Annotated in this window: 25 protein-coding genes and 3 tRNA genes; 24 read left to right on the top strand and 4 right to left on the bottom strand. The window is 29.4% G+C overall.

Annotation, left to right across the window (positions count from 1 at the left end; all coding sequences use genetic code 11):
- The first annotated feature begins 26 nt into the window (after positions 1 to 26).
- Both Ccar_RS20225 and Ccar_RS20220 read left to right on the top strand, forming a co-directional pair.
- Positions 27 to 734, top strand: coding sequence for a LytR/AlgR family response regulator transcription factor (locus Ccar_RS20225; protein ID WP_007064817.1), 708 nt, complete (start codon positions 27 to 29; stop codon positions 732 to 734).
- A gap of 3 nt (positions 735 to 737) precedes the next feature.
- The gene (locus Ccar_RS20220) at positions 738 to 2,111 is read left to right on the top strand and encodes a sensor histidine kinase (RefSeq protein WP_007059873.1); all 1,374 of its coding nucleotides are present in this window, start codon (positions 738 to 740) and stop codon (positions 2,109 to 2,111) included.
- A gap of 54 nt (positions 2,112 to 2,165) precedes the next feature.
- Here Ccar_RS20220 and Ccar_RS20215 read toward each other — a convergent pair whose 3' ends face one another.
- The 4 genes from Ccar_RS20215 to murC form a co-directional block, all read right to left on the bottom strand.
- A complete protein-coding gene (locus tag Ccar_RS20215; RefSeq protein ID WP_007059874.1) occupies positions 2,166 to 2,819 on the bottom strand; it encodes an HAD family hydrolase in 654 nt (217 codons plus the stop codon).
- Positions 2,820 to 2,944: 125 nt separating this feature from the next.
- On the bottom strand, positions 2,945 to 4,294 hold the full coding sequence (locus tag Ccar_RS20210; protein ID WP_007059875.1) for a [Fe-Fe] hydrogenase large subunit C-terminal domain-containing protein: 1,350 nt from the start codon (positions 4,292 to 4,294) through the stop codon (positions 2,945 to 2,947).
- 110 nt (positions 4,295 to 4,404) lie between these two features.
- A complete protein-coding gene (locus Ccar_RS20205; protein WP_007059876.1) occupies positions 4,405 to 4,719 on the bottom strand; it encodes a hypothetical protein in 315 nt (104 codons plus the stop codon).
- A gap of 69 nt (positions 4,720 to 4,788) precedes the next feature.
- Positions 4,789 to 6,165, bottom strand: a complete 1,377-nt coding sequence (murC, locus tag Ccar_RS20200) for a UDP-N-acetylmuramate--L-alanine ligase (RefSeq protein WP_007059877.1) — start codon at positions 6,163 to 6,165, stop codon at positions 4,789 to 4,791.
- A 248-nt stretch (positions 6,166 to 6,413) separates the two neighbouring features.
- Here murC and purR point away from each other — a divergent pair, with 248 nt between their 5' ends.
- From purR to Ccar_RS20090, 22 genes are all read left to right on the top strand, one after another.
- Positions 6,414 to 7,229: a pur operon repressor gene (gene purR, locus Ccar_RS20195; RefSeq protein WP_007059878.1), complete on the top strand. Its 816-nt coding sequence runs from the start codon at positions 6,414 to 6,416 to the stop codon at positions 7,227 to 7,229.
- 98 nt (positions 7,230 to 7,327) lie between these two features.
- Complete coding sequence (spoVG, locus tag Ccar_RS20190) at positions 7,328 to 7,618, top strand: septation regulator SpoVG (RefSeq protein ID WP_007059879.1); 291 nt, start codon at positions 7,328 to 7,330, stop codon at positions 7,616 to 7,618.
- 159 nt (positions 7,619 to 7,777) lie between these two features.
- A complete protein-coding gene (gene glmU, locus Ccar_RS20185; RefSeq protein ID WP_007059880.1) occupies positions 7,778 to 9,148 on the top strand; it encodes a bifunctional UDP-N-acetylglucosamine diphosphorylase/glucosamine-1-phosphate N-acetyltransferase GlmU in 1,371 nt (456 codons plus the stop codon).
- A 19-nt stretch (positions 9,149 to 9,167) separates the two neighbouring features.
- Positions 9,168 to 10,127, top strand: coding sequence for a ribose-phosphate diphosphokinase (locus Ccar_RS20180; protein ID WP_007059881.1), 960 nt, complete (start codon positions 9,168 to 9,170; stop codon positions 10,125 to 10,127).
- Positions 10,128 to 10,356: 229 nt separating this feature from the next.
- The gene (locus Ccar_RS20175) at positions 10,357 to 11,043 is read left to right on the top strand and encodes a response regulator transcription factor (protein ID WP_007059882.1); all 687 of its coding nucleotides are present in this window, start codon (positions 10,357 to 10,359) and stop codon (positions 11,041 to 11,043) included.
- A gap of 1 nt (position 11,044) precedes the next feature.
- Entirely contained in the window at positions 11,045 to 12,454 is a 1,410-nt protein-coding gene (locus Ccar_RS20170; RefSeq protein ID WP_007059883.1) for a sensor histidine kinase, read from the top strand.
- 91 nt (positions 12,455 to 12,545) lie between these two features.
- Entirely contained in the window at positions 12,546 to 13,730 is a 1,185-nt protein-coding gene (locus Ccar_RS20165) for a S1C family serine protease (RefSeq protein ID WP_007059884.1), read from the top strand.
- 93 nt (positions 13,731 to 13,823) lie between these two features.
- Positions 13,824 to 14,387 (top strand): aminoacyl-tRNA hydrolase, encoded by a 564-nt coding sequence (pth, locus tag Ccar_RS20160; protein ID WP_007059885.1) that lies wholly within the window; start codon positions 13,824 to 13,826, stop codon positions 14,385 to 14,387.
- Positions 14,388 to 14,441: 54 nt separating this feature from the next.
- Positions 14,442 to 17,963 (top strand): transcription-repair coupling factor, encoded by a 3,522-nt coding sequence (mfd, locus tag Ccar_RS20155; RefSeq protein ID WP_007059886.1) that lies wholly within the window; start codon positions 14,442 to 14,444, stop codon positions 17,961 to 17,963.
- 77 nt (positions 17,964 to 18,040) lie between these two features.
- Positions 18,041 to 19,066, top strand: coding sequence for a peptidylprolyl isomerase (locus Ccar_RS20150; RefSeq protein WP_007059887.1), 1,026 nt, complete (start codon positions 18,041 to 18,043; stop codon positions 19,064 to 19,066).
- Positions 19,067 to 19,217: 151 nt separating this feature from the next.
- Positions 19,218 to 19,772, top strand: coding sequence for a stage V sporulation protein T (spoVT, locus tag Ccar_RS20145; RefSeq protein WP_007059888.1), 555 nt, complete (start codon positions 19,218 to 19,220; stop codon positions 19,770 to 19,772).
- 192 nt (positions 19,773 to 19,964) lie between these two features.
- Positions 19,965 to 21,500 carry a putative polysaccharide biosynthesis protein gene (locus tag Ccar_RS20140; protein WP_007064820.1) on the top strand — a complete coding sequence of 512 codons (1,536 nt, stop codon included), beginning with the start codon at positions 19,965 to 19,967 and terminating at the stop codon, positions 21,498 to 21,500.
- Between the two features lie 16 nt (positions 21,501 to 21,516).
- Positions 21,517 to 22,965, top strand: coding sequence for a bifunctional methyltransferase/pyrophosphohydrolase YabN (gene yabN / locus Ccar_RS20135; RefSeq protein WP_007059891.1), 1,449 nt, complete (start codon positions 21,517 to 21,519; stop codon positions 22,963 to 22,965).
- Between the two features lie 104 nt (positions 22,966 to 23,069).
- A complete protein-coding gene (locus Ccar_RS20130) occupies positions 23,070 to 23,345 on the top strand; it encodes an HU family DNA-binding protein (RefSeq protein ID WP_007059892.1) in 276 nt (91 codons plus the stop codon).
- Positions 23,346 to 23,402: 57 nt separating this feature from the next.
- On the top strand, positions 23,403 to 23,663 hold the full coding sequence (locus Ccar_RS20125; RefSeq protein ID WP_007059893.1) for an RNA-binding S4 domain-containing protein: 261 nt from the start codon (positions 23,403 to 23,405) through the stop codon (positions 23,661 to 23,663).
- Positions 23,664 to 23,746: 83 nt separating this feature from the next.
- Positions 23,747 to 24,040 (top strand): sporulation protein YabP, encoded by a 294-nt coding sequence (gene yabP, locus Ccar_RS20120; protein WP_007059894.1) that lies wholly within the window; start codon positions 23,747 to 23,749, stop codon positions 24,038 to 24,040.
- A 6-nt stretch (positions 24,041 to 24,046) separates the two neighbouring features.
- Positions 24,047 to 24,457, top strand: coding sequence for a spore cortex biosynthesis protein YabQ (yabQ, locus tag Ccar_RS20115; RefSeq protein WP_007059895.1), 411 nt, complete (start codon positions 24,047 to 24,049; stop codon positions 24,455 to 24,457).
- A gap of 82 nt (positions 24,458 to 24,539) precedes the next feature.
- Positions 24,540 to 24,812 carry an FtsB family cell division protein gene (locus tag Ccar_RS20110; protein ID WP_007064821.1) on the top strand — a complete coding sequence of 91 codons (273 nt, stop codon included), beginning with the start codon at positions 24,540 to 24,542 and terminating at the stop codon, positions 24,810 to 24,812.
- Positions 24,813 to 24,880: 68 nt separating this feature from the next.
- Complete coding sequence (locus tag Ccar_RS20105; protein WP_007059897.1) at positions 24,881 to 25,288, top strand: S1 domain-containing RNA-binding protein; 408 nt, start codon at positions 24,881 to 24,883, stop codon at positions 25,286 to 25,288.
- Between the two features lie 161 nt (positions 25,289 to 25,449).
- Positions 25,450 to 25,538: transfer RNA gene (locus Ccar_RS20100), tRNA-Leu, on the top strand.
- Positions 25,539 to 25,542: 4 nt separating this feature from the next.
- A tRNA-Met gene (locus Ccar_RS20095) sits at positions 25,543 to 25,618 on the top strand.
- A 13-nt stretch (positions 25,619 to 25,631) separates the two neighbouring features.
- Positions 25,632 to 25,708: transfer RNA gene (locus Ccar_RS20090), tRNA-Met, on the top strand.
- Positions 25,709 to 25,883 lie beyond the last annotated feature (175 nt).

Raw genomic sequence — 25,883 nt, 5'->3', positions numbered from 1 at the left:
GTTATAATTATATATGGGGTGGTTTAATGCTAAAAATAGCTATTTGTGAGGATGAAATTAATCAAAGGCAAGGAATAGTTAGTATAACAAAAAAATATCTAAGTTTAGCACGAAAACAGCATGAGATAGTTGAATTTTCTAACGGTGAAGAGTTAATGATATCAGCTTTAGATTTTGATATATATTTTTTAGATATACTCATGAATAAAATTACAGGTATAGATGCTGCAAAAAAAATTAGGTGTATAAATGAGAAGGCTATTATTATATTTATATCAGGAATTAAAGACTATGTTTTTGAAGCTTTTGATGTAAGAGCTTTTAATTACATTTTAAAACCTGTTAATGAAGAAAAGTTTAAAAAAGTTTTGTATTCAGCTTTAGAATCAGTTGATAAAAGTGATAAGTTTATAATTGCTAAAACTATTAGTCAAAAAACGAAGATTTTTTTAAAAGATATAATGTATATAGAATCAGAAAAAAGAAAGTTAAAGATACATACAACCTATGATATTATTGAATATTATTATAAACTTTATGACATAGAACAGGAACTTTCTGGAGATGATTTTTTTAGATGTCATAAAAGCTATATTGTGAATCTCAATTATGTTTATAGTTATGATAATACTTTTATAACTTTAAAAAATTTAGAGAAAATATATGTTTCTAAATATAAATTAAATGATTTCTCTAAAGCATTTATGTATTATTTAAAAAATGAGGGACAATAAAATATGGATAAACAACAAATTGTTAAAAGTATAGAATTTTTATCACAATGCTTATCGATGCCTTTTTTATATACAGTGCAATATTACTTTTATAAAAGATTTTTAGGATTTAAAGTAAAGGTTGAAAAATTCATTATATACATGTTGCTTTTTTCAATTATTAGTCTTTATGTTTCGAAATTTCAATGTGAAATATTAGGTAAAACGATAAGTGACTTAGTTTGGATATTTATAATATGTTTTTTATGTAAAGGAAATTTTATCATTAAACTTTATGCAGTTGCTGTTGAGAATACAATACGATTGCTTATTAGTATGGCTTTTTTAATAGTTGATTTTAAAGTACTTCCTATGACTCATAATACAAATATGTCTTTTAATGAACATATGGTTATTAGTTCATTTAATATTATACTTGGTGATTTTACGAGAATTATTTTATTATTTATATTTTTAAAGATTATTTGCAATTTATTAAGCTTAAGGGGAAAAAGAATAGATTTGTATGAAAGTTTATGTTTATTAATTCCATGCTTGTCCATTTATAGTTTAGTAGCTATTTTCTATTTTATTCAAATAATTAAAGTTAATAATAAAGAATATTATTTGGCTTATTTGTTTCCTAGAATTTATTATATTTTACCTTGTACAAGTTTTGCACTTATGGTATCAATATTGATTACAGCATATATATTTCAAAAAATGCTTCAGGGGAAAGAAGAAATGCAAAAGAATATGCTTATGCACCAGCAGTTTAATTTACAGTGTAACTATAGTAAAAATGTTGAAGGACTTTATAAGGAAATAAGAGGAGTAATGCATGATATGAATAATCATCTTAACTGCTTAAAAAGTTTAGCTATAAATAATAATATAGAAGAAATGAAAGGGTATATTGATAATATTGGACAAACTATGAGTAAGCTTGATTTTAAAATAAAAACAGGAAATCCTGTATCAGATGCAGTCATGAATGAAAAATATAATATAGCTAAAGTTGAAGGAATAAAGTTTACTTGTGATTTTATTATGCCTAAGAAAACTTTAGTAGAACCTATGGATTTATGTGTTATTTTAAGCAATGCTTTAGATAATTCAATTGAAGCTTGCAAGAGGATTAAGGATACTAGTATTGATAGAAAAATATTCATAAAGTCCTATGTTAGGGAAATATATTTGATAATTGAAATTTCTAATACATGTATAGATAAAATTCAGTATGTTGAAGATAAAATTATTACCCAAAAATTAGATAAACTTAATCATGGCATAGGAATTTCTAATATAGAGGCTACTGTAAAAAAGTATAATGGCATAATCGATATACTACAAGAAAAGAATAAGTTTGTTGTTAATCTTATGCTAAAGATAAAATGAGCATATATAAATAAATTGTCACACTAATTATTTTAGTGTGACAGCCACTTAATTTTAGACAACTTTATTTAATTCATCATATCTAGAAATATAAATATCTGCAGAGTTAATTATATCTTTTTTCTGATATTCTGAATAAAGGTCATGGACACCTACTACTTTCATTCCTGCACTTTTAGCACCTTTTACGGCAGGTAATATATCTTCAAACACTACACATTGCTCAGGTTGTAGGTCTAATTTTTGTGCAGCTAATAAGTATATATCAGGAAAATCTTTACCGCGCTGAACTTCATCTGTAGTTGTTATAGAATCAAAAAAGTTATAGATATTATTTTTTTTAAGAGCAGCTTCTATAAGAAGATTACAATTACTTGTAGCCAAAGCCATTTTTACATTTTTTGATTTTAATAATGATAAAAATTCTCTTGCGCCAGGTTTTAGAGCAACATCATGAGAATAATGATATAATGCCATGTCATTCCATTCTTTTTGTATTTCCTCTATAGAGTCTGAAATATTAAATTTTTTTTGAAAATAGCAAGCAACCTCTGAAAAACCCATATGTTCAATATCTTGCTTTAAATTTTTAGGTACAGTTAAATTTCTTTTAGATAAATATTCTTCATCAATTTTACTCCAAACCCACATAGAATCAATAAGTGTACCATCCATATCAAAAATGGCACCTTTAATGTTTTTTAGCATACAATCACCTCGTATTTCAGTATAGCATACAGCATAATAAAAGTACTATGAAATAAAAAAAGATTAAACTTATATTTTATTACAAGTTTAACCTTTTGATCTAAATATTTTAGTGGAATATTAAATTAATCAAAGCTTCTTTCAAATATTTCAATTTTGTTTTTAGATTTAAAATCTTCAGCTGAATCAATTCCTATTTTTCTTAGTATATCTTTCATACAAGAACTATCTACAGCTACTTTTATTGAAGAACTTTCAGCAAAAGAGTTTACATATTCTGTGCCTTTGTCTTTAGAAATAATAGCCTTAGGGCCACCAACACAGCCGCCTATGCAGCCCATGCCTTCTATAAAATTAGCATTTACTTCTCCAGATTGAGCTTTTTGAAGCATATCTTTACATTCTCTTACACCATTGGACTGAACAGCTTTAAATAATTTGTGCTTTTCAGGAAACAATCGTTCAGTAGCATCTGATACAGCAATTGAAACACCACCTGTGCGTGCATAAAGCCTACCACCTTTTGATGCATACTCTGAGGATAAATCTTCTTCCATGACTGAAGGATCTATATCTAATGCTTCAAAGATATCTTTTACTTCAGCAAAAGTAAGTACAAAATCTATATCTCCTAATAAGTCTTTTTCCTTAGCTTCAGCTTTTTTAGCTATACAAGGACCTATAAATACAACTTTGCAGTTTGAATTTATTTTCTTTAGGACCCTACCAGAAGCGATCATAGGTGAAACAGAAGGGGAAACGTGCTTTACCAAGTTATTATAAACTCGTTTAAGCATACCTACCCACATAGGGCAACAACAAGAAGTTATCATTAAGTCTTTTTCGTTTTTTACATGATGATCGAATTCTACAGCTTCTTTTAATGTAAGCATGTCAGCGAAAAAAGCAACTTCTATCATATCTGTAAAACCGATTTTTTTAAAGGCAGCTCGTAATTGATTTATGGTGATATTTTCTCCGAATTGTCCAGAAATAGCAGGAGCCACTGCAGCTATAACAGGTGAATTACTTTTTAATAGATTTACCAAAGGAATAAATTCTACTTTGTCAAGGATTCCACCTGTAGGACAGGCTTCTACACAAAAACCACAATCTGTGCACCTATCATTATCTATGTAAGTGCTTTTACTTTCTTTATCAACAAAAATAGCATTGAAAGGACATGAGGCCTGACAGAGAGGTTTTTCAGATGTGTTCACACAGTCCATAGAACAATGTTTAATTTTATTAACTACTTTATGAGAGATTTCATAAGATGCAATGGCGGTCTTTAAATTGCTAATAAAATTAGGACTATAGGACACACTTGTTCCACAAAGTGAAGAAATAACTTTACAAAGTTCCTCTTTATTTATGTCTTCTTGTGATAAAATCTCTTTTACCTTTTCCTCAAAATTATCAGCATAGTAAGCGCTTACTATGCTTTTAAATAAGTTGCTATATTTTGCTTTCATATTACCATCTCCTTATAGATTCAATAAATAATATTCTAAGCAATATTATAACATATAATGTAAGCAATATTACAATTACTTACATTATATGACTAATAACGAATATCAAATTAAAAATTATTTTTATTATCTCCTTTACCTCTTGTTGGAACAGTGGACATAAAGAAACCCACTAGTATTGATACTGCGGCAGGAGCTATTATATTTAGATAAGATATGAAACGAGTTCTATAGGATATATAAGCAACAATTGAAGTCAAAATTACTGTTGCGACAAAGATATATATAACAAATTTAGCAAAAGAACTAAAAATTTTTTCATATAATCTATGTCTTACAGGACCACTTATTACTTTTCTAAACAAGAAATAAGAAGCAAAAATCAAAATAATATCTACTGAAGCTGATATTAAAAAATTTTTCATATAAAAAACACCTCCAACAGGTTATAAGTGTATTATTACCATGTTGAAGGATTTTACACATAATAAAAATTATTTAAGGTACATTTCGCCTACTTTAAATACATCTCCAGCACCAACAGTTAAAATAACATCTCCGTTTTTTGCATTTTTATTTAAATAAGAAACGATTTCTTCAAAACTGTGAAAATTAAAACATGCTGATTTTGTTTCTTTAATTTTATTTGCAAGCATAGAAGAACTTACCACACCTGTATCTTTTTCTCTAGCAGCATATATGTCTGCTAAAATTAATTCATCAGCATCACCAAAAGCTTCAGTAAATTCTTTAAATAAATTTAACGTTCTTGAATAAGTATGTGGTTGGAATACACAAAAAATTTTATTGTGTGGGTAATTTTTTGCAGCACTTAAAGTGGCTTTTATCTCAGTTGGATGGTGTGCATAGTCATCTACAACTGTAATTCCATTTTTAACTCCTTTGATTTCAAATCTTCTATGGGTTCCTTTAAAGCTTTCCAATCCTTTAGATATAAGGTTTGTTGGAATATCCAAGCTTAATGATACACATATACTTGCAAGTGCATTTAGAATGTTATGCTTACCAGGAACATTTAATTTAACGGATGTTATCATTTCATTTGCAGCGTAAACATCAAAAGAAGCGCAACCTTTTTCGTCAAATTTCATATTTTTAGCTACTACATTTCCATTAGTTAATCCATAAGTCAACACATTGCAGTTACACTCAGAAATTACCTTACCCATCCTTGGATCTTCTCCATAACATATTAGATAGCCGTTTTTAGGAATTAGTTTTGCAAATTTTATAAATGCATTTTGTATATCATCTATATCTTTATAAAAATCTAAGTGATCTGCATCTATATTTAAAATTACCCCTATATAAGGGAAAAATTTAAGAAAAGATCCTTTATATTCACAAGCTTCAGTTAAAAAATACTCGCTGTTACCAGTGCGAACATTACCATTTATGGCATCTAATTGACCACCTACAAGTATAGTAGGATCAAGATTTGCGTTTAAAAATATATGGGATACCATAGAGGTTGTAGTAGTTTTACCATGAGTACCAGCTATAGCTACATTAAATTTATGGCCTTTCATTAAATGACCTAAAAATTCAGCACGGCTCATTATTGGTATATTTAATTCTTTAGCTTTTAGTAATTCAGGGTTATCTTTAGAAACAGCAGCAGTATAAACTACTAGATCTATATCTTCAGATATATTTTCTTCAACCTGTCCTATATTAATTAAAGCTCCATTACTTACTAATTTGTTTGTTACTGGGGAAGTTTTTATATCAGAACCAGCTACTTTAAAGTTTTTTTCTAAAAGTATTTCGGCTAAGCCACTCATGCTTATTCCGCCTATACCTATAAAGTATATTTTTTTATCTTTGTCTTTTATGAAATCAAATGACAATGTAATCATCTCCTTAATAATTAACCTTATTTATTAATTATATACAAAAATAATAAGAAAAAACACAGTTACTAAATTTTATTTTATATAATTAATAAATAATCTGCATAAAATAAAATTTCCTGTTGTATATCACTAAATATGATGACATAGTATTGATTAAGTATGGCTTTTAGAATAGAATATGAATATTAGAATATATTTTTAAAAAAATATTCGTAAAATTTATATAGATAATAGGTGATATAATGGAGAAATTTACTAGAAATCAAAGGGTCGCGGCTATAACTAAAGTATTAATAGAAAATCCAAACAAGATAATAAACTTAAACCATTTTACAGAAATGTTTAATGCGGCTAAGTCTACAATAAGTGAAGATTTGGTGGTTGTAAAGGATACCTTAAATAAGCTTTCTATGGGAAGAATAGAGACTATATCTGGTGCAGCAGGCGGAGTAAAATATGTATGCGGGTTATCTTATGAAAAAAGTAAGGAATTTGCTGAAAAACTATGTATTATTTTGAAAAATAGAGAAAGAATAATACCAGGGAATTTCTTGTATGTAACAGATATAATGTTTAATCCACAAATAATACATACGGCAGCCATAATACTTGCATCAGCCTTTAATGATAAGTGTGTAGACTATGTTGTTACAGTTGAAACTAAAGGAATACCGTTAGCTTACCAGGTAGCAAAAATGCTTGGAGTGCAGTTAGTTGTGGTGAGAAGAGAAACAAAGCTCACAGAAGGATCTACTTTAAGTATAAATTTTGTTTCAGGTTCAAGTGGTAGAATACAGAATATGTCGTTATCCAAAAAAGCAATTAAGAAAGGAAGCAAATGTGTATTTATAGATGATTTTATGAAGGCTGGAGGCACTGCTATGGGTATAGTTGATTTACTTAAGGAATTTGATAGTGAGCTTTTAGGAATTGGAGTATTAATAGATAATGTAGAAACTCCTAAAAAATTAATTCATGATTATGTATCCATAGTAGATTTTGAGGGAAGTGATGAAAAAGGAGAGGCATTATTGTTTCCTTCTAAAATGTTTAAATAGAAATTTGAAAAAATTTATTGATTTTTCAAAAAATAAGAAGGAAAATTATAAGTTATAGAGAATACTATATAAATAAGCATCTTGGAGGTGGATTTTATATGCAAATTACAGACGTTAGAGTAAGAAAAATTGCTGCTGAGGGTAAAATGAAAGCTATTGTTTCAGTAACCTTTGATAATGAATTCGTTGTTCACGATATAAAGGTTATAGAAGGTCAAAACGGGCTTTTTATAGCAATGCCAAGCAGAAAAACTCCTGATGGAGAATTCAAAGACATTGCGCATCCAATCAACACTCAAACAAGAGAAAAAATTCAAAAATCAATTCTAGACGAATACGAGAAAGTAAAAAGTGAAGAAACTGTTTCTGCTGAAAAAGTAGAAGAATAGTAAAAAGGAGTAGTTAATACTCCTTTTTATTATTGTAAATTTTACATAAAAATTCTGTATAAGGTTGAAAATAAATTTTATATAAAATATAATATTAGAGGATGTTTTATAATTATAAAGTAGAAAAATGTAATTTTATGACCATAAAGAGGTGTTAAAATGTATAAATGTGCTATAATATTAGCAGCTGGAGAAGGAAAAAGGATGAAATCTTCCCTTCCCAAAGTTATTCATAAGATATGTGAAACAGAAATGGTAAATATAGTAATAGACGTTATGAGAAATTCAGGAATAGATGAAGTAAATGTAGTAGTTGGAAAAGGTGCGGATAAGGTAAAGGAAGCTACTTCGTCAAGAAATGTTATATATTCTTTTCAAGACAAGCAATTAGGTACTGGCCATGCAGTAATGTGTGCTGAGGAGTTTTTGCAAGAAAAGAAAGGAACAGTAGCTATATTTACTGGGGATGCTCCTTTAATTACAGAAGATACTGTTAAGAAACTAATTAATTTTCATGAAGGTGGGAATTATAAAGCTACTATTTTAACATCTATAGTAGATAATCCTACTGGATATGGAAGAATAGTAAGAGAAAAAGATAATAATGTTTCTAAGATAGTAGAACATAAAGATTGTAATGAAGAAGAAATTAAAATTAATGAAATAAATTCAGCTATGTATTGTTTTGATATACAAGCGTTACTTGAAAGCATTAAGAAGTTAAATAATAATAATGCACAAGGAGAATACTATTTAACAGATGTTATTGGAATTTTAAAGAATCAGGGAGAAAAAATAGGTGCACTTCCTGTACCATTTGAAGAAACTATGGGAGTTAACTCTAGAATACAACTTGCAGATGCAGAAAAAGTTATGAGAAGACGAATAAATAGGAAACATATGGAGAATGGAGTTACTTTAATTGACCCTGATAATACATACATAGGTAAGGATGTAGAGATTGGAAATGATACAGTGATATATCCTGGAAATGTTTTACAAGGAAAAACAATCATAAAGGAAGAATGTATATTATATCCAAATTCAAGAATAGACAACAGTACTGTAGAAAAAGGAGTTACTATTCAAAGCTCTGTAATATTAGATAGTAAAATTGGTGAAAATACTACAGTTGGACCATTTGCTTATATAAGACCATTAACCGTTATAGGAAAATCAGCAAGAATAGGAGATTTTGTTGAAATTAAAAAATCTACTATAGGAGATAATACGAAGGTTTCACATTTAACTTATATTGGAGATGCAGAGGTTGGAAGCGGATGTAATTTCGGATGTGGAACTGTTGTAGTTAACTATGACGGAACAGCTAAGTATAAAACTATAATTGGAGACAATGCATTTATAGGTTGTAACACAAATTTAGTTTCTCCAGTTATAGTAAAAGATAACTCATATATAGCAGCAGGATCTACCATAACAAAAGAAGTTCCTGAGGGTGCTTTGGCGGTTGCAAGAGCTAGACAAAAGAACATAGAAGGTTGGGTAGAGAAAAAAGGACTAAAGAAATAAATTTTAGGAGGATTATACAATGATAACCCATGGTAAGAACATTAAAATTTTTACAGGTACTTCTCATCCTGAATTAGCTAAAGATATTGCTAATATATTAGGACTATCCGTTGGAAGCGCAAAGGTTTCAACTTTTAGTGATGGTGAAATATCAGTAGATATTAACGAGACAGTAAGAGGAACAGACGTATTCGTAGTACAATCAACTAATAATCCAGTAAACAGCAACTTAATGGAACTTTTAATAATGATTGATGCATTTAAAAGAGCGTCTGCAGGAAGAATAACTGCAGTAGTGCCTTATTATGGTTATGCAAGACAGGATAGAAAAGCAAAGGCAAGAGATCCAATTACAGCAAAATTAGTAGCAGATATTTTAACTGCTGCAGGAGCTGATAGAGTATTAACCATGGATTTACATGCAGCTCAAATCCAAGGATATTTTAATATACCACTAGATCATTTGTTAGGAGCACCTATTCTTGCAAAATACTTTATACAAAAAGGATTTGCAGATAGAGAAGACATAGTTGTGGTTTCTCCAGACCTTGGAAGTGTAACTAGAGCTAGAAAATTTGCAGATAAATTACATGCACCAATAGCTATAATAGATAAAAGAAGACCAAAGGCTAATGTATCAGAAATAATGAACGTTATTGGTGATATAAAGGATAAAACTGTAATATTAATTGATGACATGATAGATACTGCAGGAACTATAACTAATGGAGCAAATGCTTTAGTAAAATTAGGAGCAAAAGAAGTATATGCTTGTTGTACACATGCTGTTTTATCAGGACCTGCTATAGACAGAATAAAAGAATCTGCTATAAAAGAGTTAATAATGTTAAATACTATAAACTTACCACAAGATAAAATGTTAGATAAATTTAAGATTTTATCAGTAGCACCTGTATTTGCAGAAGCTATAAAGAGAATATATGAAGATATATCAGTAAGTAAGTTATTTGAAGACTAATAATTAATTGGAGAAGTATGTAGAATTAAATTCTACATACTTTTTTAATATAGTAAATTATTTGTAACTTTTTTATGTATGTACTGTTACTATTTATAGTATGTGTGGTAAATTTAATAGTAAGTATACTGACATAGAATTTTAGTAGTATACTTAATATTGAACATTAGAAAGTTTCTATATAATAAATTTAAAGTGCGAAATTTGATTAAATGAAGGAGATAGTACGATGGAAGGTTCTATAGGAAAGATATTAATTGTAGATGATGATGAAAACATATGTGAAGTAATAAAAATGTATGTTGAAAACTCAGGTTATAATACTCAAGTTTGTCATGACGGAAGAGAAGCACAGGAAGTTTTTTTAGAATATAAACCTGATTTGGTTTTACTAGACATTATGCTGCCTCATGTTGATGGTATAGATGTATTAAAGTGGATAAGAAAAGAATATGAAACACCAGTTATTATGCTAACTGCTAAAGGAGAAACTTTTGATAAGGTACTTGGATTAGAGCTTGGAGCAGATGACTATATAGTTAAACCTTTTGAACCTAAAGAATTATTAGCTAGAGTTAAGGCTGTCTTGAGAAGATACAATGTAGATAATGAAAATAAAGAAGTATTAAGTTTTGAAGACCTAGCAATAGACATAAATTCTTATACTGTAGTTTATAAAGGACAGGAAATAAAAATGCCTCCTAAAGAATTTGAACTGGTATATTACTTAGCAAATAATAAAAACAGGGTATTTACAAGGGAGCAACTTTTATGTGAGGTTTGGGGATATGATTATCCAGGAGATTCAAGAACAGTAGACGTACATGTGAAAAGACTTAGAGAAAAATTACAAGGGGGACCTAATTGGCAAATAGAAACAGTATGGGGTGTAGGCTATAAGTTTGAGGTGAAATAGCATGAAGAAAGGGTTAGTCTCTAAACTTGCAGCTACATTTATAGTAATAATTTCAGTTAGCTTTATCATGACAGCTGCATTTCTATCATATTGGTTTGAAGGATACTATTTTGAACAGCGAAAAACGCAGCTTATGTCAGATTCTCAGCTTATAGCTACTGCAGCTGTTCAATATATAGATGAAAAAATAACTGCTGATAAATTTAATGATGCCTTAGTTTATGTTGGCAAGTACCTATCTGCCAATATATGGTTAACGGATAATTATGGAATTGTTTATGCTGTTTCTGATAATGAACATAAAAATATACTTGGTAAGCAAGTCTTAACTAATGATTTAGAACAATTAAGAGAAAATCATGTTGTGGAAAGTAGAGGAAAGTATGGCAAACTAATTACAGCTCCAGTCCATACTATTGAAATTCCTATTTTCCATAATGAAATGTTTAAAGGTGTAATAATAATGCATTCATCTTTAAGTGAAATAAGTGGAGCTTTAAAGAGAGTTTATGAAATAATATGGATTTCTGCTATATTTGCCATAATGGTTTCTTGTATTGTAATATATTATATTTCACGAAAAATAATAATAAATCCTCTTGCGCAGATTAATTATGTGGCAGATAAAATATCTAAAGGAGAAGTGGATAGAAGGGTTAAAATAAATTCTAAGGATGAAATAGGTGTTTTGGCAAAATCGTTTAATTCTATGGCAGATTCTTTGGAAAAGGTAGAAAAAAACAGAAGAGAATTTATTTCAAATGTATCTCATGAAATAAGATCTCCTATAACATCTATTAAAGGGTTTATAGGGGGGATTTTGGATGGAGTTATTCCCAAGGAAAAGGAAAATTATTATCTATCTATGACTTATGAAGAAATTCAAAGACTTACAAGACTTGTAAATGATTTATTGGATTTGTCGTCAATTGAAGCAGGTCAATTTAAATTAAGAATTGAAGAAATTGATATAAATGAAATTATAAGATTGTGTGTAATAAAATTTGAAACCAAAATAAAAGAAAAAAAGCTTACAGTAGATGTATTAATGCAAGATGATAAACTTTTAGTAGTTGGAGATAGAGATAGAATAACTCAAGTAGTAACAAATCTTACAGATAATGCAATAAAGTATGTAAATGAAGGCGGAAATGTAAAAATTAGTACCAAAGCAAAAGGAGAGAAAGTAATAGTATCAATATTCAATGATGGACCAGGAATATCAGAAGAAGGACTAAAGCATATATGGGATAGATTTTACAAAGAAGATAAATCTAGAACTTCAAAAGTTAGTACAGGACTTGGTCTTCCTATAGTAAGATGTATACTTACACAATTAGGAGAAGATATATGGGCAGAAAACCAACAACCTCAAGGAGTTACGTTTACATTTACTCTAAAAAGGATTTAAAAAAATAATAACATTTTGTTCATAGTTATGTAAAAAAAATTTATTAGTATATATATAATGGATTAAATATATTTTTATGAGGTGCAATTTTATGGACGATAATAGAGAGAATAGAATTAAAGATGTGAAATGGCAAAGTGTAGATAATGCTACAGGTGGAATAAAATTTACTAATAATAGAAAAAAAGCTAGATTAAAAAGTTTAGCAAAGGGAGTTACTTTTATATTAATAGCAGCAGTTTCAGGAGGAATATCAGGAGCATATATATCGGGTAAGAAATATTCTGATAAATCTTATACACAAATAAATCAATCTTTAATTGAACCTAAAAACCAAGATAATCAAACTAAAATTGCAGATACCTCTAAGAATTCTATAACTAAAGTGGCTGAAATGGTAGGACCTACAGTAGTAGGTATAAGCAATAAAGCTGAAGGATATTTTGGCCTACAGGATGCAGGAAGTGGTTCAGGAATTATATTTGATCCTAATGGATATATAGTAACTAATAATCATGTAGTAGAAGGTGCTTCTAAAATTACTGTTAAGTTTTCAAGTGGAAAAGTTTTACCTGCAAAGCTAGTTAAAGCAGATAGCAGATCGGATTTAGCCATTATAAAAGTTGAAGCACAAAATTTACCTACAGCTAAATTTGGAGATTCATCTAAAGTAAAAGTGGGTGACACGGCTATTGCTATAGGAAATCCATTAGGTCAAGAATTTTCTGGTTCTGTTACGGCGGGAATAATAAGTGCTTTAAATAGGAAGATACAATATGGTGGCGCTATATACAAAGTTTTACAAACTGATGCAGCTATAAGTCCAGGAAATAGTGGCGGTCCACTTTGCAATAGTGCAGGTGAAGTTATAGGTATAAACAGCTTAAAGTTAGGTGCAGATCAAAATGCAGAGGGTATGGGGTTCGCAATATCTATAAATGAAGCTAAGAGCATAATAAACTCACTTATGAGCTATGGTAAAGTTTCTAGGCCCTTTTTAGGAATATATGGTCAAAGTGTAGTTTCTAAGGAAAATAAAGTTGAAGGTGTATATGTTAGTGAGGTAGTACCAGAAAGCGGTGCAGCTTCAGCAGGAATAAAACCAACAGATATTATAGTAGAATTAGACAATAAAAAAATCTTACGATTTGAAGATTTATCTGATGTTTTAGATAAACATAAAATTGGAGATTCTATAAAGTGTAAAGTTTGGAGAAATGGCAAGACTATAGAAGTAAATATAGTTCTTTCCGATGTGAAAGAAAAAAATAAGTAAAGAGACATTTAGTCTCTTTATTATTTATGTCTTTTAGTATAATATATACTTTAGTGAATAATTAGTGTAGGAAAGGTAGTTAGGAGTGAAAAAATGTTTTTAATAGTTGGCTTAGGCAATATAGGAAAACAGTACGAACATACCAGACATAATGTAGGATTTGATATTATAGATTTAGTAAGTGACAAGTATAATATATCTATAAACAGGGAAAAATTTAAAGGAATGTATGGAGAGGGAAGCATAGCTTCTGAAAAAGTTATATTATTAAAACCAAGTACATATATGAATTTAAGTGGAGAAAGCATAAGGGAAGTAGTAAATTTTTATAAAATCAGCAATGAACAAGTAATAGTATTATACGATGATATAAGTTTGGAAGTAGGTAGGCTTCGAATAAGAGAAAAAGGAAGTGCTGGTGGCCATAATGGAATAAAAAGCATTATAGCTAACTTAGGTACTGATGTTTTCCCGAGAATTAAAGTAGGAGTAGGACAGCCTAAGTCAGAATTAGTATCTCATGTTTTAGGAAGATTTAATGTGGAAGACAGAGAAAAAGTTATTAAGGCTTTCGATGTTAGTGTAGATGCTGTAGAACATATAATAAAATATGGAGTAGATGAGGCTATGAATAAATTTAATAGTTTTAAGGTGTAGAAAATATACCTAAATTTGACCAAAATTTTTAAAGTTTATAGGGTGGTTGTTAAAATGAGATTAGAAGGGCTTTTAAAACCTCTTAAAAGTAGTAGGGAATTTAAAAGTATAATTAGTAGTATAGAAAAAAGTAAATTTCCTGTAGGTATATTTGGACTTTCTGAGTCCGCTAGGGGATATTTAATAGATGGAGTGTATGAGGAACTAGACAAGCCTTTTCTAGTACTTACTCATAGTGATGTAGAGGCAAAGAGGTTATATGAAGATTTATCTTTATATCTTACTAATGTTTATTATTTTCCTACAAAAGAAGTGGTTTTTTATAATATTTATGCCATATCGGGAGATCTTAGATGGGAAAGACTGAAAGTTATTAGGGAAATGCTTAAGAGTGGTAAAAAGATTATAGTTACATGCATAGAGACGTTAGCTTCTAGCTATATACCTGTAAACCTTTATAGAAATTATACCTTTAATATTTCTATAAAGGATATTTTAGATATAGAGAATTTAAAGCAAAAGTTAATACAATGTGGATATGAGAAAGTAGAGATTATAGATGGTAAAGGACAGTTTTCTATAAGAGGAGGGATAATAGATATATATTCTCCTATAGCTGCAGAGCCATATAGAATAGAACTTTTTGGTAATGAAGTGGATTCTATCAGAAGTTTTAATTTGCAATCACAAAGAAGTATTGACAAAGTAAAAAGTATAGAGATTTTTCCAGCCAAAGAAATGATTTTAGATAATGAAAGTATAGAAAAAGGACTTCAAGGCATGGAAAGTGACTTGAAACTTGTATGTGATAAGCTAAAAAAGAGAAAAGACAATGATGCATTAGAAAATGTTCAGCAAGAAGTTAAAAAAAATTTAGAGTCTTTAAGGGAAAACTGGACTTTTGAAACTATAGATAGCTTTTTGCCATATTTTTACGATAAGACTTCTTCTTTCTTAGAATATACAGAAGGATATTTTATAATTTTAGATGATTTACAAAGGTGTAAGGGAAAATTAGATAGCGTTTACTTTGAATTTGAAGAAAATTATAAAAGCTTTTTAGAAAGAGGGAATATTTTATCAAAGCAAAGTGAGTTATTACTAAATAAATCTCATGTGCTTGAATCTTTAGAAGAAAAAGAAGTTATGACCATGGATGCTATACCTAAATCTACAAAAATCCTAGCACCAAGATCTATAATTAATTTTTCTCAAATAACATTGCATAATTACCATGGACAAATGGACTTACTTATACAGGATATAAAGGATAAGAAAAGTAAGGGAGTTAAAATAGTTATTCTTTCAGGAACTAGGCCAAGAGGAGAAAGATTAGTAAATACTTTGCGAGACAATGATATAGAAAGTTCTTATAAAGATGTAATACATGATATTCAACCAGGAGAGGTAGTAATAACCTTTGGAAGTCAATTGAATGGTTTTGAATATCCAGAGTTAAAAGTATGTGTTATTTCAGATAAGGAGGTTTTTGGAGAGGCAAAAAGAAAATCTGCTAGTAAGTCATCTAAAAAAGGAATAAATAAGATTAAAAGCTTTGCAGAGCTTAAGCCTGGTGACTATGTGGTTCATGCAAATCATGGAATAGGAGTATATAAAGGAATAAAACAACTGGAACTTCAAGGACATAAAAAGGATTATCTTGAGTTAATTTATGAATCTGATGATAAATTGTATGTTCCTGTAGAACAACTGGACATGGTTCAAAAGTACATAGGAACTGAAGGAAAAATACCTAAGATAAATAAACTAGGAAGTGCAGAATGGGCAAAAGCAAAAAAGAAAGTTAAAAAGTCTATAGAAGAAATAGCTGAAGATTTAGTAAAGCTTTATGCTGTCAGATCAACATTAAAGGGATATAAATATTCAAAAGATACTGTTTGGCAGAAGCAATTTGAAGAAGAATTTCCTTATGAAGAAACTCCAGATCAGGTTACGTCAATAGAAGACATAAAATCAGATATGGAATCAGATAAACCTATGGACAGACTGTTATGTGGTGATGTAGGATATGGAAAAACAGAAGTTGCTGTAAGGGCAGCTTTTAAGGCAGTAATGGACGGAAAGCAAGTAGCTCTTTTAGTTCCAACCACAATACTTGCACAGCAGCACTATAATAATTTTGTACAAAGATTTTCTGATTTTCCTGTAAAGATAGATATGATAAGCAGATTTAGAACAACATCACAGCAAAAAGCTACTATGAAGGCTTTAAAAGCAGGAGAAATAGATATACTTATAGGAACACATAGAATTATTCAAAAAGATGTCCAATTTAAGGATTTAGGACTTTTAATAGTAGATGAAGAGCAAAGATTTGGAGTTACGCATAAAGAAAAAATAAAAAAGATGAAAAAGAATATAGATGTATTAACTTTAAGTGCTACGCCTATACCTAGAACATTACACATGTCACTAGTAGGTGTAAGAGATATAAGTGTAATTGAAACGCCTCCAGAAGAAAGATATCCAGTACAAACTTATGTAGTAGAATATAATGAGCAGTTAATAAGAGATGCTATATTAAGAGAGCTAAATAGGGGGGGACAGGTTTACTTCGTATATAATAGGGTTGAAAATATTAAAGAAATGGCTTCCTATATGGCTAAACTAGTTCCAGAAGCAAGAGTAGCTGTTGCACATGGTCAGATGCAAGAAAGAGAATTAGAAAATATTATAGTGGATTTCATGAAGAATGAGTATGATATTTTAGTGGCTACTACAATAATAGAGACAGGAATGGATATCCAAAATGTAAATACTATGATAATATATGACTCAGATAAAATGGGACTATCTCAATTGTATCAGCTAAGAGGAAGAGTTGGAAGAACCAATAGAATGGCTTATTGTTATCTCACATACAGAAAAGATAAAATCTTAACAGAAGTAGCTGAAAAAAGGCTTAAGGCTATAAAGGATTTTACAGAATTAGGCTCAGGATTTAAAATAGCATTAAAGGATCTTGAAATAAGGGGAGCAGGAAATATGATGGGATCCTCTCAGCATGGCCATATGGCATCTGTAGGATATGACTTGTATTGTAGAATGCTAGAGGATACTATAAAGCTTGTAAGAGGAGATATAGATAAAGAACCAGTAGAAACAACTGTAGAATTAAAGGTAGATGCATATATTCCAACAAACTATGTAAAAGATGAAGTACAAAAAATAGAGGTATACAAAAGGATTGCAGCTATTGATTGTTATGAAGATATGGAAGATATTGAAGAAGAATTGAAGGATAGATTTTCAGATATTCCACCTTCTATATACAATCTTATGAATATAGCCTATATAAGAAGCATAGGTAAGAAACTAGGAATTCAGGAAATCAAGGAAAAGAAGGATGAAGTTGTATTCAAGTTCGACAGTAAAGAAAGAATAGACGAAAATATGCTTAAAGGGCTTATAAAAGATTATAACAAAAAAATAAGCATAAAGTTGTCAGATAATCCAGGATTTGGATATAAGGTTAAGGAGGTAAAGAAAGAAGATTTAGTTTATAATATAAAAGAAATTATGGAGTATATGGCTAATATATGTCATAAAAAATAATTTTGTAGTAGGATAGTTTTTGTGTTAAAATTAATTTGTATTGCTAAAAAGCATTAAGATGAATGGAGGAATAAGTTGTGAAAAGTGTAAAAAAATTAGTAAGCGCAGTTTTAATATCTGCATTTGCGTTTTCGACAGTTGGTTGTAATATGATAGCTAAAACGCCAGAAGCTATAAAAAATAGTGTTGTGGCAACAGTAAATGGAGAAAAAATCACTAGAGGTGAATTAGATAGTAATCCTAATTTAATGGGAGTTGTAGCTCAAATTAAGCAGCAATATGGTGAAGACTATGAGAAGAATGATGATGCGAAAAGCATTTTAAAAGAGCAAAAAGCACAAGTACTTGATACTATGATAGAGGCAAAGGTTATTGAACAAAAGGCTAAGGAATTAAAAGTGCTTCCAGATGATGCAAAATTAAAAGCTGAAGTTGATAAGCAGATTAGTAATATAAAACAACAACAATTTGGAAATGATGCAACTAAATTTCAAGCAGCTTTAAAACAACAAAATCTTACAGAAGAAACTTTAAAGAATATGTATTATACTCAAATGAAAAATCAAGAAACAGTCACAAATGTTACAAACAATGTAGGCAAAGATGTTAAGGTTGATGATAAAAGTATTCAAGATTACTACAAAAATAATCCATACAAGTTTACAGAAAAACCTGATAGAATACATACAGCTCACATATTAGTAAAAACTGAAGATGAAGCTAAAAAAGTAAAAGCTAGATTAGATAAAGGTGAAGATTTTGCTAAAGTTGCAAAAGAAGTTTCAACAGATACAGCTACTAAGGATAAGGGTGGAGATTTAGGATTTGTAAATTATGTGGATTCAGGTTTTGATGCTGCGTTTATGGCTGGTGCTATAGCGTTAAAAAAAGGAGCTGTATCAGCTCCAGTTAAAAGCCAATTTGGATATCATATAATAAAATGTATAGAAAAAGAAGAATATCCTGTTAAAAAGATTGATGCAGTGAAGGCTCAAATAAAAACACAACTTGAAACTGAACAAAAACAAAAGAAATATCAGGATAAAGTAGCTGAGTGGAAAAAGAGTGCTAAAATAACTAAAAACGAAAAAAATCTTATATAAAAAATGAAAAAAACACAGTATTTTGTATACTGTGTTTTTTTTTACACAAGTAAATTCTAATTTAAATAACAATTGTGTATAAAATTTCATATTTAGAAAAATAATATTAACACAAGTTACATTTAAATTAGATTTTAGGAGGTAATAAATAATGAAAGCAACAGGTATTGTTAGACGTATAGACGATTTAGGTAGAGTAGTTATACCAAAGGAAATAAGAAGGACCCTTAGAATAAGAGAAGGTGATCCATTAGAAATTTTTACAGATAGGGAAGGAGGAGTTATACTTAAAAAATATTCTCCTATTGGAGAATTAAGTGACTTTTCTAAAGGATATGCAGAATCATTACAGCAGACTATAGGAAATATAGTTATGATATGTGATAAGGATAGTATAATATCTATAAGTGGTGCAACTAAGAAGGAATACTTGGAGAAAAAAATAAGTGATGATCTTGAAAAAATCATAGAAGATAGGAAGACTATAAATTTTGCAACTGATAAGGAAAAGCCAGTGGCTTTATATGATGATGAAGAAGTTGAAGGAAAGTATTCAGCACAAGTAGTTTCACCAATAATAGCAGAAGGTGATGCAATTGGCGCCGTAATTATAGTATCAAAAGATGAAGGAAAAAAATTTGGGGATGTTGAAACTAAATTGGCTGAAACTGCATCATCTTTCATAGGAAAGCAAATGGAACAATAAATAATGGCAGCGTATGCTGCCATTATTTATTTGCTTTTTGCTCCATAGGTGATTATTGACATAAATATAAAAAATATTCATGTAATTAAAGCAATTAAAGTAATAATACCATTTAAAATTAAATAATTATAAAAATGTAAAGTATTATTTAGAAAAGTTTGCTCTTAAAAAAGAACAATCGGGGGTATTTTTATGAAAAAGCAATCACTAATTAAAGCAACATTTATCTTAGGACTTGCGGGAATAATATCAAAATTTTTAGGATTATTTTTTAGATGGCCATTACAAATGCTTATAGGAGACGAGGGAGTAGGATATTATCAAATGTCTTTTCCATTATATATGTTTTTTATTGCTGCAGCATCAGGGATACCTGTAGCTATATCCAAAATGGTATCAGAAAGAAATGCTATAAATGATCACGAAGGGGTAATTCAAGTTTTAAGAAAGGCAATGCTCCTTATGTTTATTTTAGGTGTTGGGTTTACGGCAATATTACTTATCTTTTCTAGGCCAATTATAGCATTTTTGAAATGGGATGAAAAATCTTATTATTCACTAGTTTCCATTGCCTTTGCACCTATATTTATATCTGTAATGAGTGCATTTAGGGGCTTTTTTCAGGGATTACAGAATATGAATTGTACTGCAATTTCGCAGATAATAGAGCAGATAGGAAGAGTTATAGTTGGAGTTGGACTTGCTTACATACTTCTACCAAAGGGGATAGAATATTCAGCTGGAGGAGCAGCACTTGGAGCTGCTGCAGGAGGACTATTTGCAGGAATTTACTTATTAGCAAAGTATATAAAAATAAGAAAAGAATTTAAAGTTAATATAATTCATGATGATATAGATATTATGAATAAGTTGTTATATATAGCTATACCAGTTTCATTGGGTGCAGCAGCAAGCAGTATAATGAGTCTTATAGATTCTGCAATAGTTCCTCAAAAGTTATTACAAGCAGGATTTAATTATAAACAAGCAACTATATTATATGGACAACTTACAGGAAAGGCTTTTATCATGATCAATGTTCCATTAACACTTTCAGCAGCACTGTGTGCTTCTTTAATGCCTATAATTGCAGAGGCATATATATTAAACAGAAGATTTGAAGTCATAAATAAAGTGGATTTAGCTATAAAACTTTCAATGGTTATAGCATTGCCATCCTGTTTAGGACTATATAACCTTGCTTATCCAATTTTAAATTTAATATTTCCAGGACAATCTGATGGATTTAAAATATTACAGTATTCAGCAATATCCATTCCATTCATAATTTTGGCACAAACTTCAACGGCTATTCTTCAAGGAGTAGGCGAATATGTTATGCCAATAGTTAATTTAGCCATTGGATGTGCCATAAAAACAGCAATTACAATACAAATGGTTTCTATACCTGGTATTAATATCTATGGTGCTGTGATAGGGAGCATATGCGGATATATAATAGCTTCTATGTTAAATATGATATTGCTTAGAAGAAAGTTGCAGGTTAATATAAACTATTTTCAAACAGTTATAAAACCTGCATTTGCCTCTACTTTAATGATAATAATTGTTGTAATTATTTATATGAATGTCTATAATTATACCATAAGCAGTAGAATAGCCTGTATTGCGGCTATATTTTCAGGTATTATTGTATATAGTATATTTATATTTATATTTAGAATATTTAAATATGATCATGTTAAAAATAGGATTTTTAAAAGATAGAGGTGGGAAAATATAAATGATAAAGATAGTTGGTCTAGGACCTGGAGCTAAAGAAGCTATAACTATAGGTACTTTAGAAGTTTTAAAAAATAGCGATAAAATTTATTTAAGAACAGAAAAACATCCTACAGTACAGTTTTTAAGAGAATATGGTATAAAATTTGAAACTTATGACCATAAATATGAACAAGGTGAAAATTTTGACCAAGTATATGAATCTATAGCTGATGATTTAATCAATAAGGAATTACAATATGGAAATATTGTATATGCAGTACCAGGTCATCCATTAGTAGCTGAAAAGTCTGTTAATTTATTAATACATTTATGTAAGAAAAAAGGAATAGAAACTGAAATATTTACAGCTGTAAGTTTTATAGATGTTCTTATGGAAAGTTTAAAAATAGACCCTATAGAGGGAATAAAAGTAATAGATGCTTTTGATATGAAGGGTCAAGTTTTAGACAAAAGAGTAGGAACCATAATAACTCAGGTGTATGATAAATTTATAGCTTCTGAGGTTAAATTAGCTTTAATGCAATACTATCCTGATGATAGTGAGGTTTATTTTGTAAGGGCAGCAGGAGTTAAAGGATTAGAGAGCATTAGAAAGATGCCATTATATGAAATAGATAGGCAGGAAGATATAGATTATTTAACTTCAATATATATTCCTAAAAATTTGGAGGTAAGAAAAGATTTTAATGATCTATTAGATATAATAAGCGTATTAAGGTCAGAAGATGGGTGTCCCTGGGATAAGGAACAAACTCATGAAAGTATAAAGAAATGTCTTATAGAAGAGTGCTATGAAGTATTAGAGGCTATAGATGAAAAAGATGATGATAAACTTATTGAGGAACTAGGAGATGTATTACTTCAAATAGTTTTCCACTCACAAATTGGTAAGGAAGAAGGATTTTTTAATATCAATGATGTAGTGGAATGTATTTGTAAAAAGATGATTGACAGGCATCCACATGTATTTGGTAATATAGATTTGAATACATCTGAACAGGTTTTGGTAAATTGGGATAAGATAAAGAAAAAAGAACAGGGTCTTACTAGTTATACAGAAGAGTTAAAACATGTGCCTAAAAATCTACCAGCATTAATGAGAGCAGAGAAAATTCAAAAAAAGGCAGCTAAGGTTGGATTCGATTGGGATAAAGTGGAAGATGCAATGGATAAGGTTTTAGAAGAATATTATGAAGTAAAGAATGTATATAAAGGGAAAGAAAGGGTAAAAATAGTAGAAGAAATAGGGGATTTAATATTTGCTTCAGTAAATATTGCTAGATTCCTTGACATTAACCCTGAATTTGCATTAAATTATACTATAGAGAAATTTATTAAGCGTTTTGCATATATAGAAGAAAAAGCAAAGTCTAAAGGTGTCGATATGATAAATATGACATTAGAACAAATGGATGACCTTTGGGAAGAAGCAAAAGTAAAAAATTAAAGTTTTTTTATGCAAAAACGATGAAAAAAAAGGATTTTTCAAATTAATGAAGAATAAGCTAGTATGCAAACTAAAGCATACTCAATATTAAGGAGGTAAAAAAGGTGAACAAATCAGAATTAATCGCAAGTATAGCAGAAAAGTCAAAACTAACAAAGAAGGATGTAGAAGTAGTTTTAAAGGGTTTTATAGAAAGTGTTGAAGAAACACTTGAAAAAGGTGATAAAGTTCAACTAGTTGGATTTGGAACATTTGAAACAAGAAAGAGAGCTGCAAGAGTAGGCAGAAATCCAAGAACTAAAGAAGAAATAGAAATACCAGAATCAACAGTTCCAGTATTTAAAGCTGGTAAAGAATTTAAAGATAAAGTAAACAAGTAATATTAAAAAAACCTGGGTGTAAATCTGGGTTTTTTGCTTTAAAAGAGGGGAATTAAAATGAGGTTAGATAAGTATCTTAAAGTTTCGAGAATAATAAAGAGAAGAACAGTGGCAAAAGAGGCTTGTGAAGGTGGAAGAGTAAGTATAAATGATAAAATAGCAAAGCCTAGCACAGAGGTTAAGGAAGGCGATATTATAGAGATTAGATATGCTAGTAAATCCCTTAAAGCTAGAATTGTAAATATTGCACAACATGTTACAAAAGAAAATGCACAGGCAATGTACGAAATTATATCAGGACAAGAGGATGAAGAATAGATTAAGGATTAAAAGTAGTACTTCAATTTAGTAATATCCCATTAAATATAAACATATATTTAAATATAAGTGGAGGGGATGTTATGGAAAAAAAAGAAGTAAAGGTAGTGGAAGATAAAAAAAGTATATTGCATATTGAAAATAGAAAAAGGTTAGTATTAAATGGAGTTGTAGAAGTTATAAGTTTTAATGAAGAACAAATAGTATTAAATACCAACCTAGGTACACTTAATATAAAAGGGCAAGGTCTTAAGATGAACAAACTAGATGTACAAAATGGAGATGTTACCATAATCGGAATGATAAGTTCCTGCATATATACAAATAATCAAGAAAAAAAACAAAAAGAAAAACTAATATCAAGATTATTTAAGTAGGAATAAATGATTTTATCAATAACCCAACAATTAAGATGTATTATATTTAGTCTTATTGCAGGAATTATAACAGGAATATTATTCGACCTATATAGAATAATAAGAGGATTAAATAACATAAATAAAGTATTAACTTTTGTAGAGGATATTTTATTTTGGATCTTAGCCTCTATAATTATATTCATATTTTTACTTTTAATAGATTGTTTATATGTAGGTGTATATATATATGCGTGGATAACTTTAGGAGCATATTTATATATAAAAATTTTTAGCAGTACTTTCATAAAATTTCAATATAAGTTAATTGAAAATGTAAGAAGGACATTTAGAGTGTTAAAAAATATAGTATTTTACCCTTTTATGCTAATAATTTATATTATTAAAACAAAAAATAAAAGAAATTATAAAAAATAACTTGAAGAAAATTGAAAATCAAATTAGAATATAAGTAAGGTGTTTTTAAAAATACATTTCTAAAATGGAAATGGTGATGATTATGAAAAAAAAGATAAAATTTAAAAATGTGATTTTATTGTTTATAATTTTTTATGCATGTTATATTTTTATAAATCAACAAATAACTATGTATAAAATAAAACAACAAATATCGCAAAAAAATTTAGAAGAACTGAAGGTTAAAGATCAAAATAAGAAATTACAGGATGAGGTTAAGATGTCTAAATCAGATATGTATATAGAAAAACTGGCAAGAGAAAGATTAGGTCTTATTAAACCAGGCGAAACCCCTGTAATAAATACAAAACGCTAAAATTATTTAGTTTCAAATTTAAAATTTACTATATAACATTATTTTTATTAAGGAGGAGTCTTTTTAATATGACCTTAAAGGCAGGAAGCATACTAGAGGGTACAGTGGTTAATATTACTAGTTTTGGAGCTTTTGTAGAAATCGATGGGAAAACCGGCTTAGTTCACATATCTGAGGTATCAGATACTTATGTGAAAAATATAAGGGATTACTTGAAAGAAAAAGACAAAGTAAAGGTTAAAGTAATTTCAGTTGATGAAAATGGAAAGATAAGTTTATCAATAAAGCAGGCTACACCAGAGAGAAAAAGTGTAAAACCAGTAGAAATTGATTGGAACAAAGAGAAAACTAGGAATTCACAAGGAGGATTTGAGGATAGGATATCTAAGTTTTTAAAAGATAGTGAAGAAAAATTTCAAGATCTAAAAAAACATCAGGATTCAAAAGGTAGAGGATACAGAAAACAATCCAGTTAATAATAATTTATTTTGAATATGGAGAGGCTATAAATAGCCTCTTTTATGTTAAATAATTTATTTAACATAAAAATTTATAAAATAGTTGACAACAATATATATATCATATATAATAAGTTATGTTGTCAGGTTGTCAGGTATTTAGGTAGCTGATAAAAAATGCTGGAGTGGCGGAACTGGCAGACGCACAGGACTTAAAATCCTGCGGGCTTTAAAACCCGTACCGGTTCGATTCCGGTCTTCAGCACCAATATCGCGGGGTGGAGCAGTTGGTAGCTCGTCGGGCTCATAACCCGAAGGTCGTAGGTTCAAGTCCTACCTCCGCAACCAAATTAAATAATAAGGCGGAATAGCTCAGCTGGCTAGAGCATTCGGTTCATACCCGAAGTGTCGTAGGTTCAAGTCCTATTTCCGCTACCAGTACCTGTGGTTTATACCACAGGTTTTTTAGTTTTTTGAAAAACTTATTTTACAAGTAATTTTCAACTTATTTCTTCAAAATTTCTCTATAACTGTCTAAAGAAAATCTTTTAAAAGAAACTTAGGATTAAATGTCCTAAAAAAAATAAATAGACATATCACCTTATGACATTTA

The organism is Clostridium carboxidivorans P7 (assembly GCF_001038625.1).
GTDB lineage: Bacteria > Bacillota > Clostridia > Clostridiales > Clostridiaceae > Clostridium_AM > Clostridium_AM carboxidivorans.
Note: the sequence above shows the minus strand (reverse complement) of the source record. Positions and strands in the feature narration are given on the sequence as shown.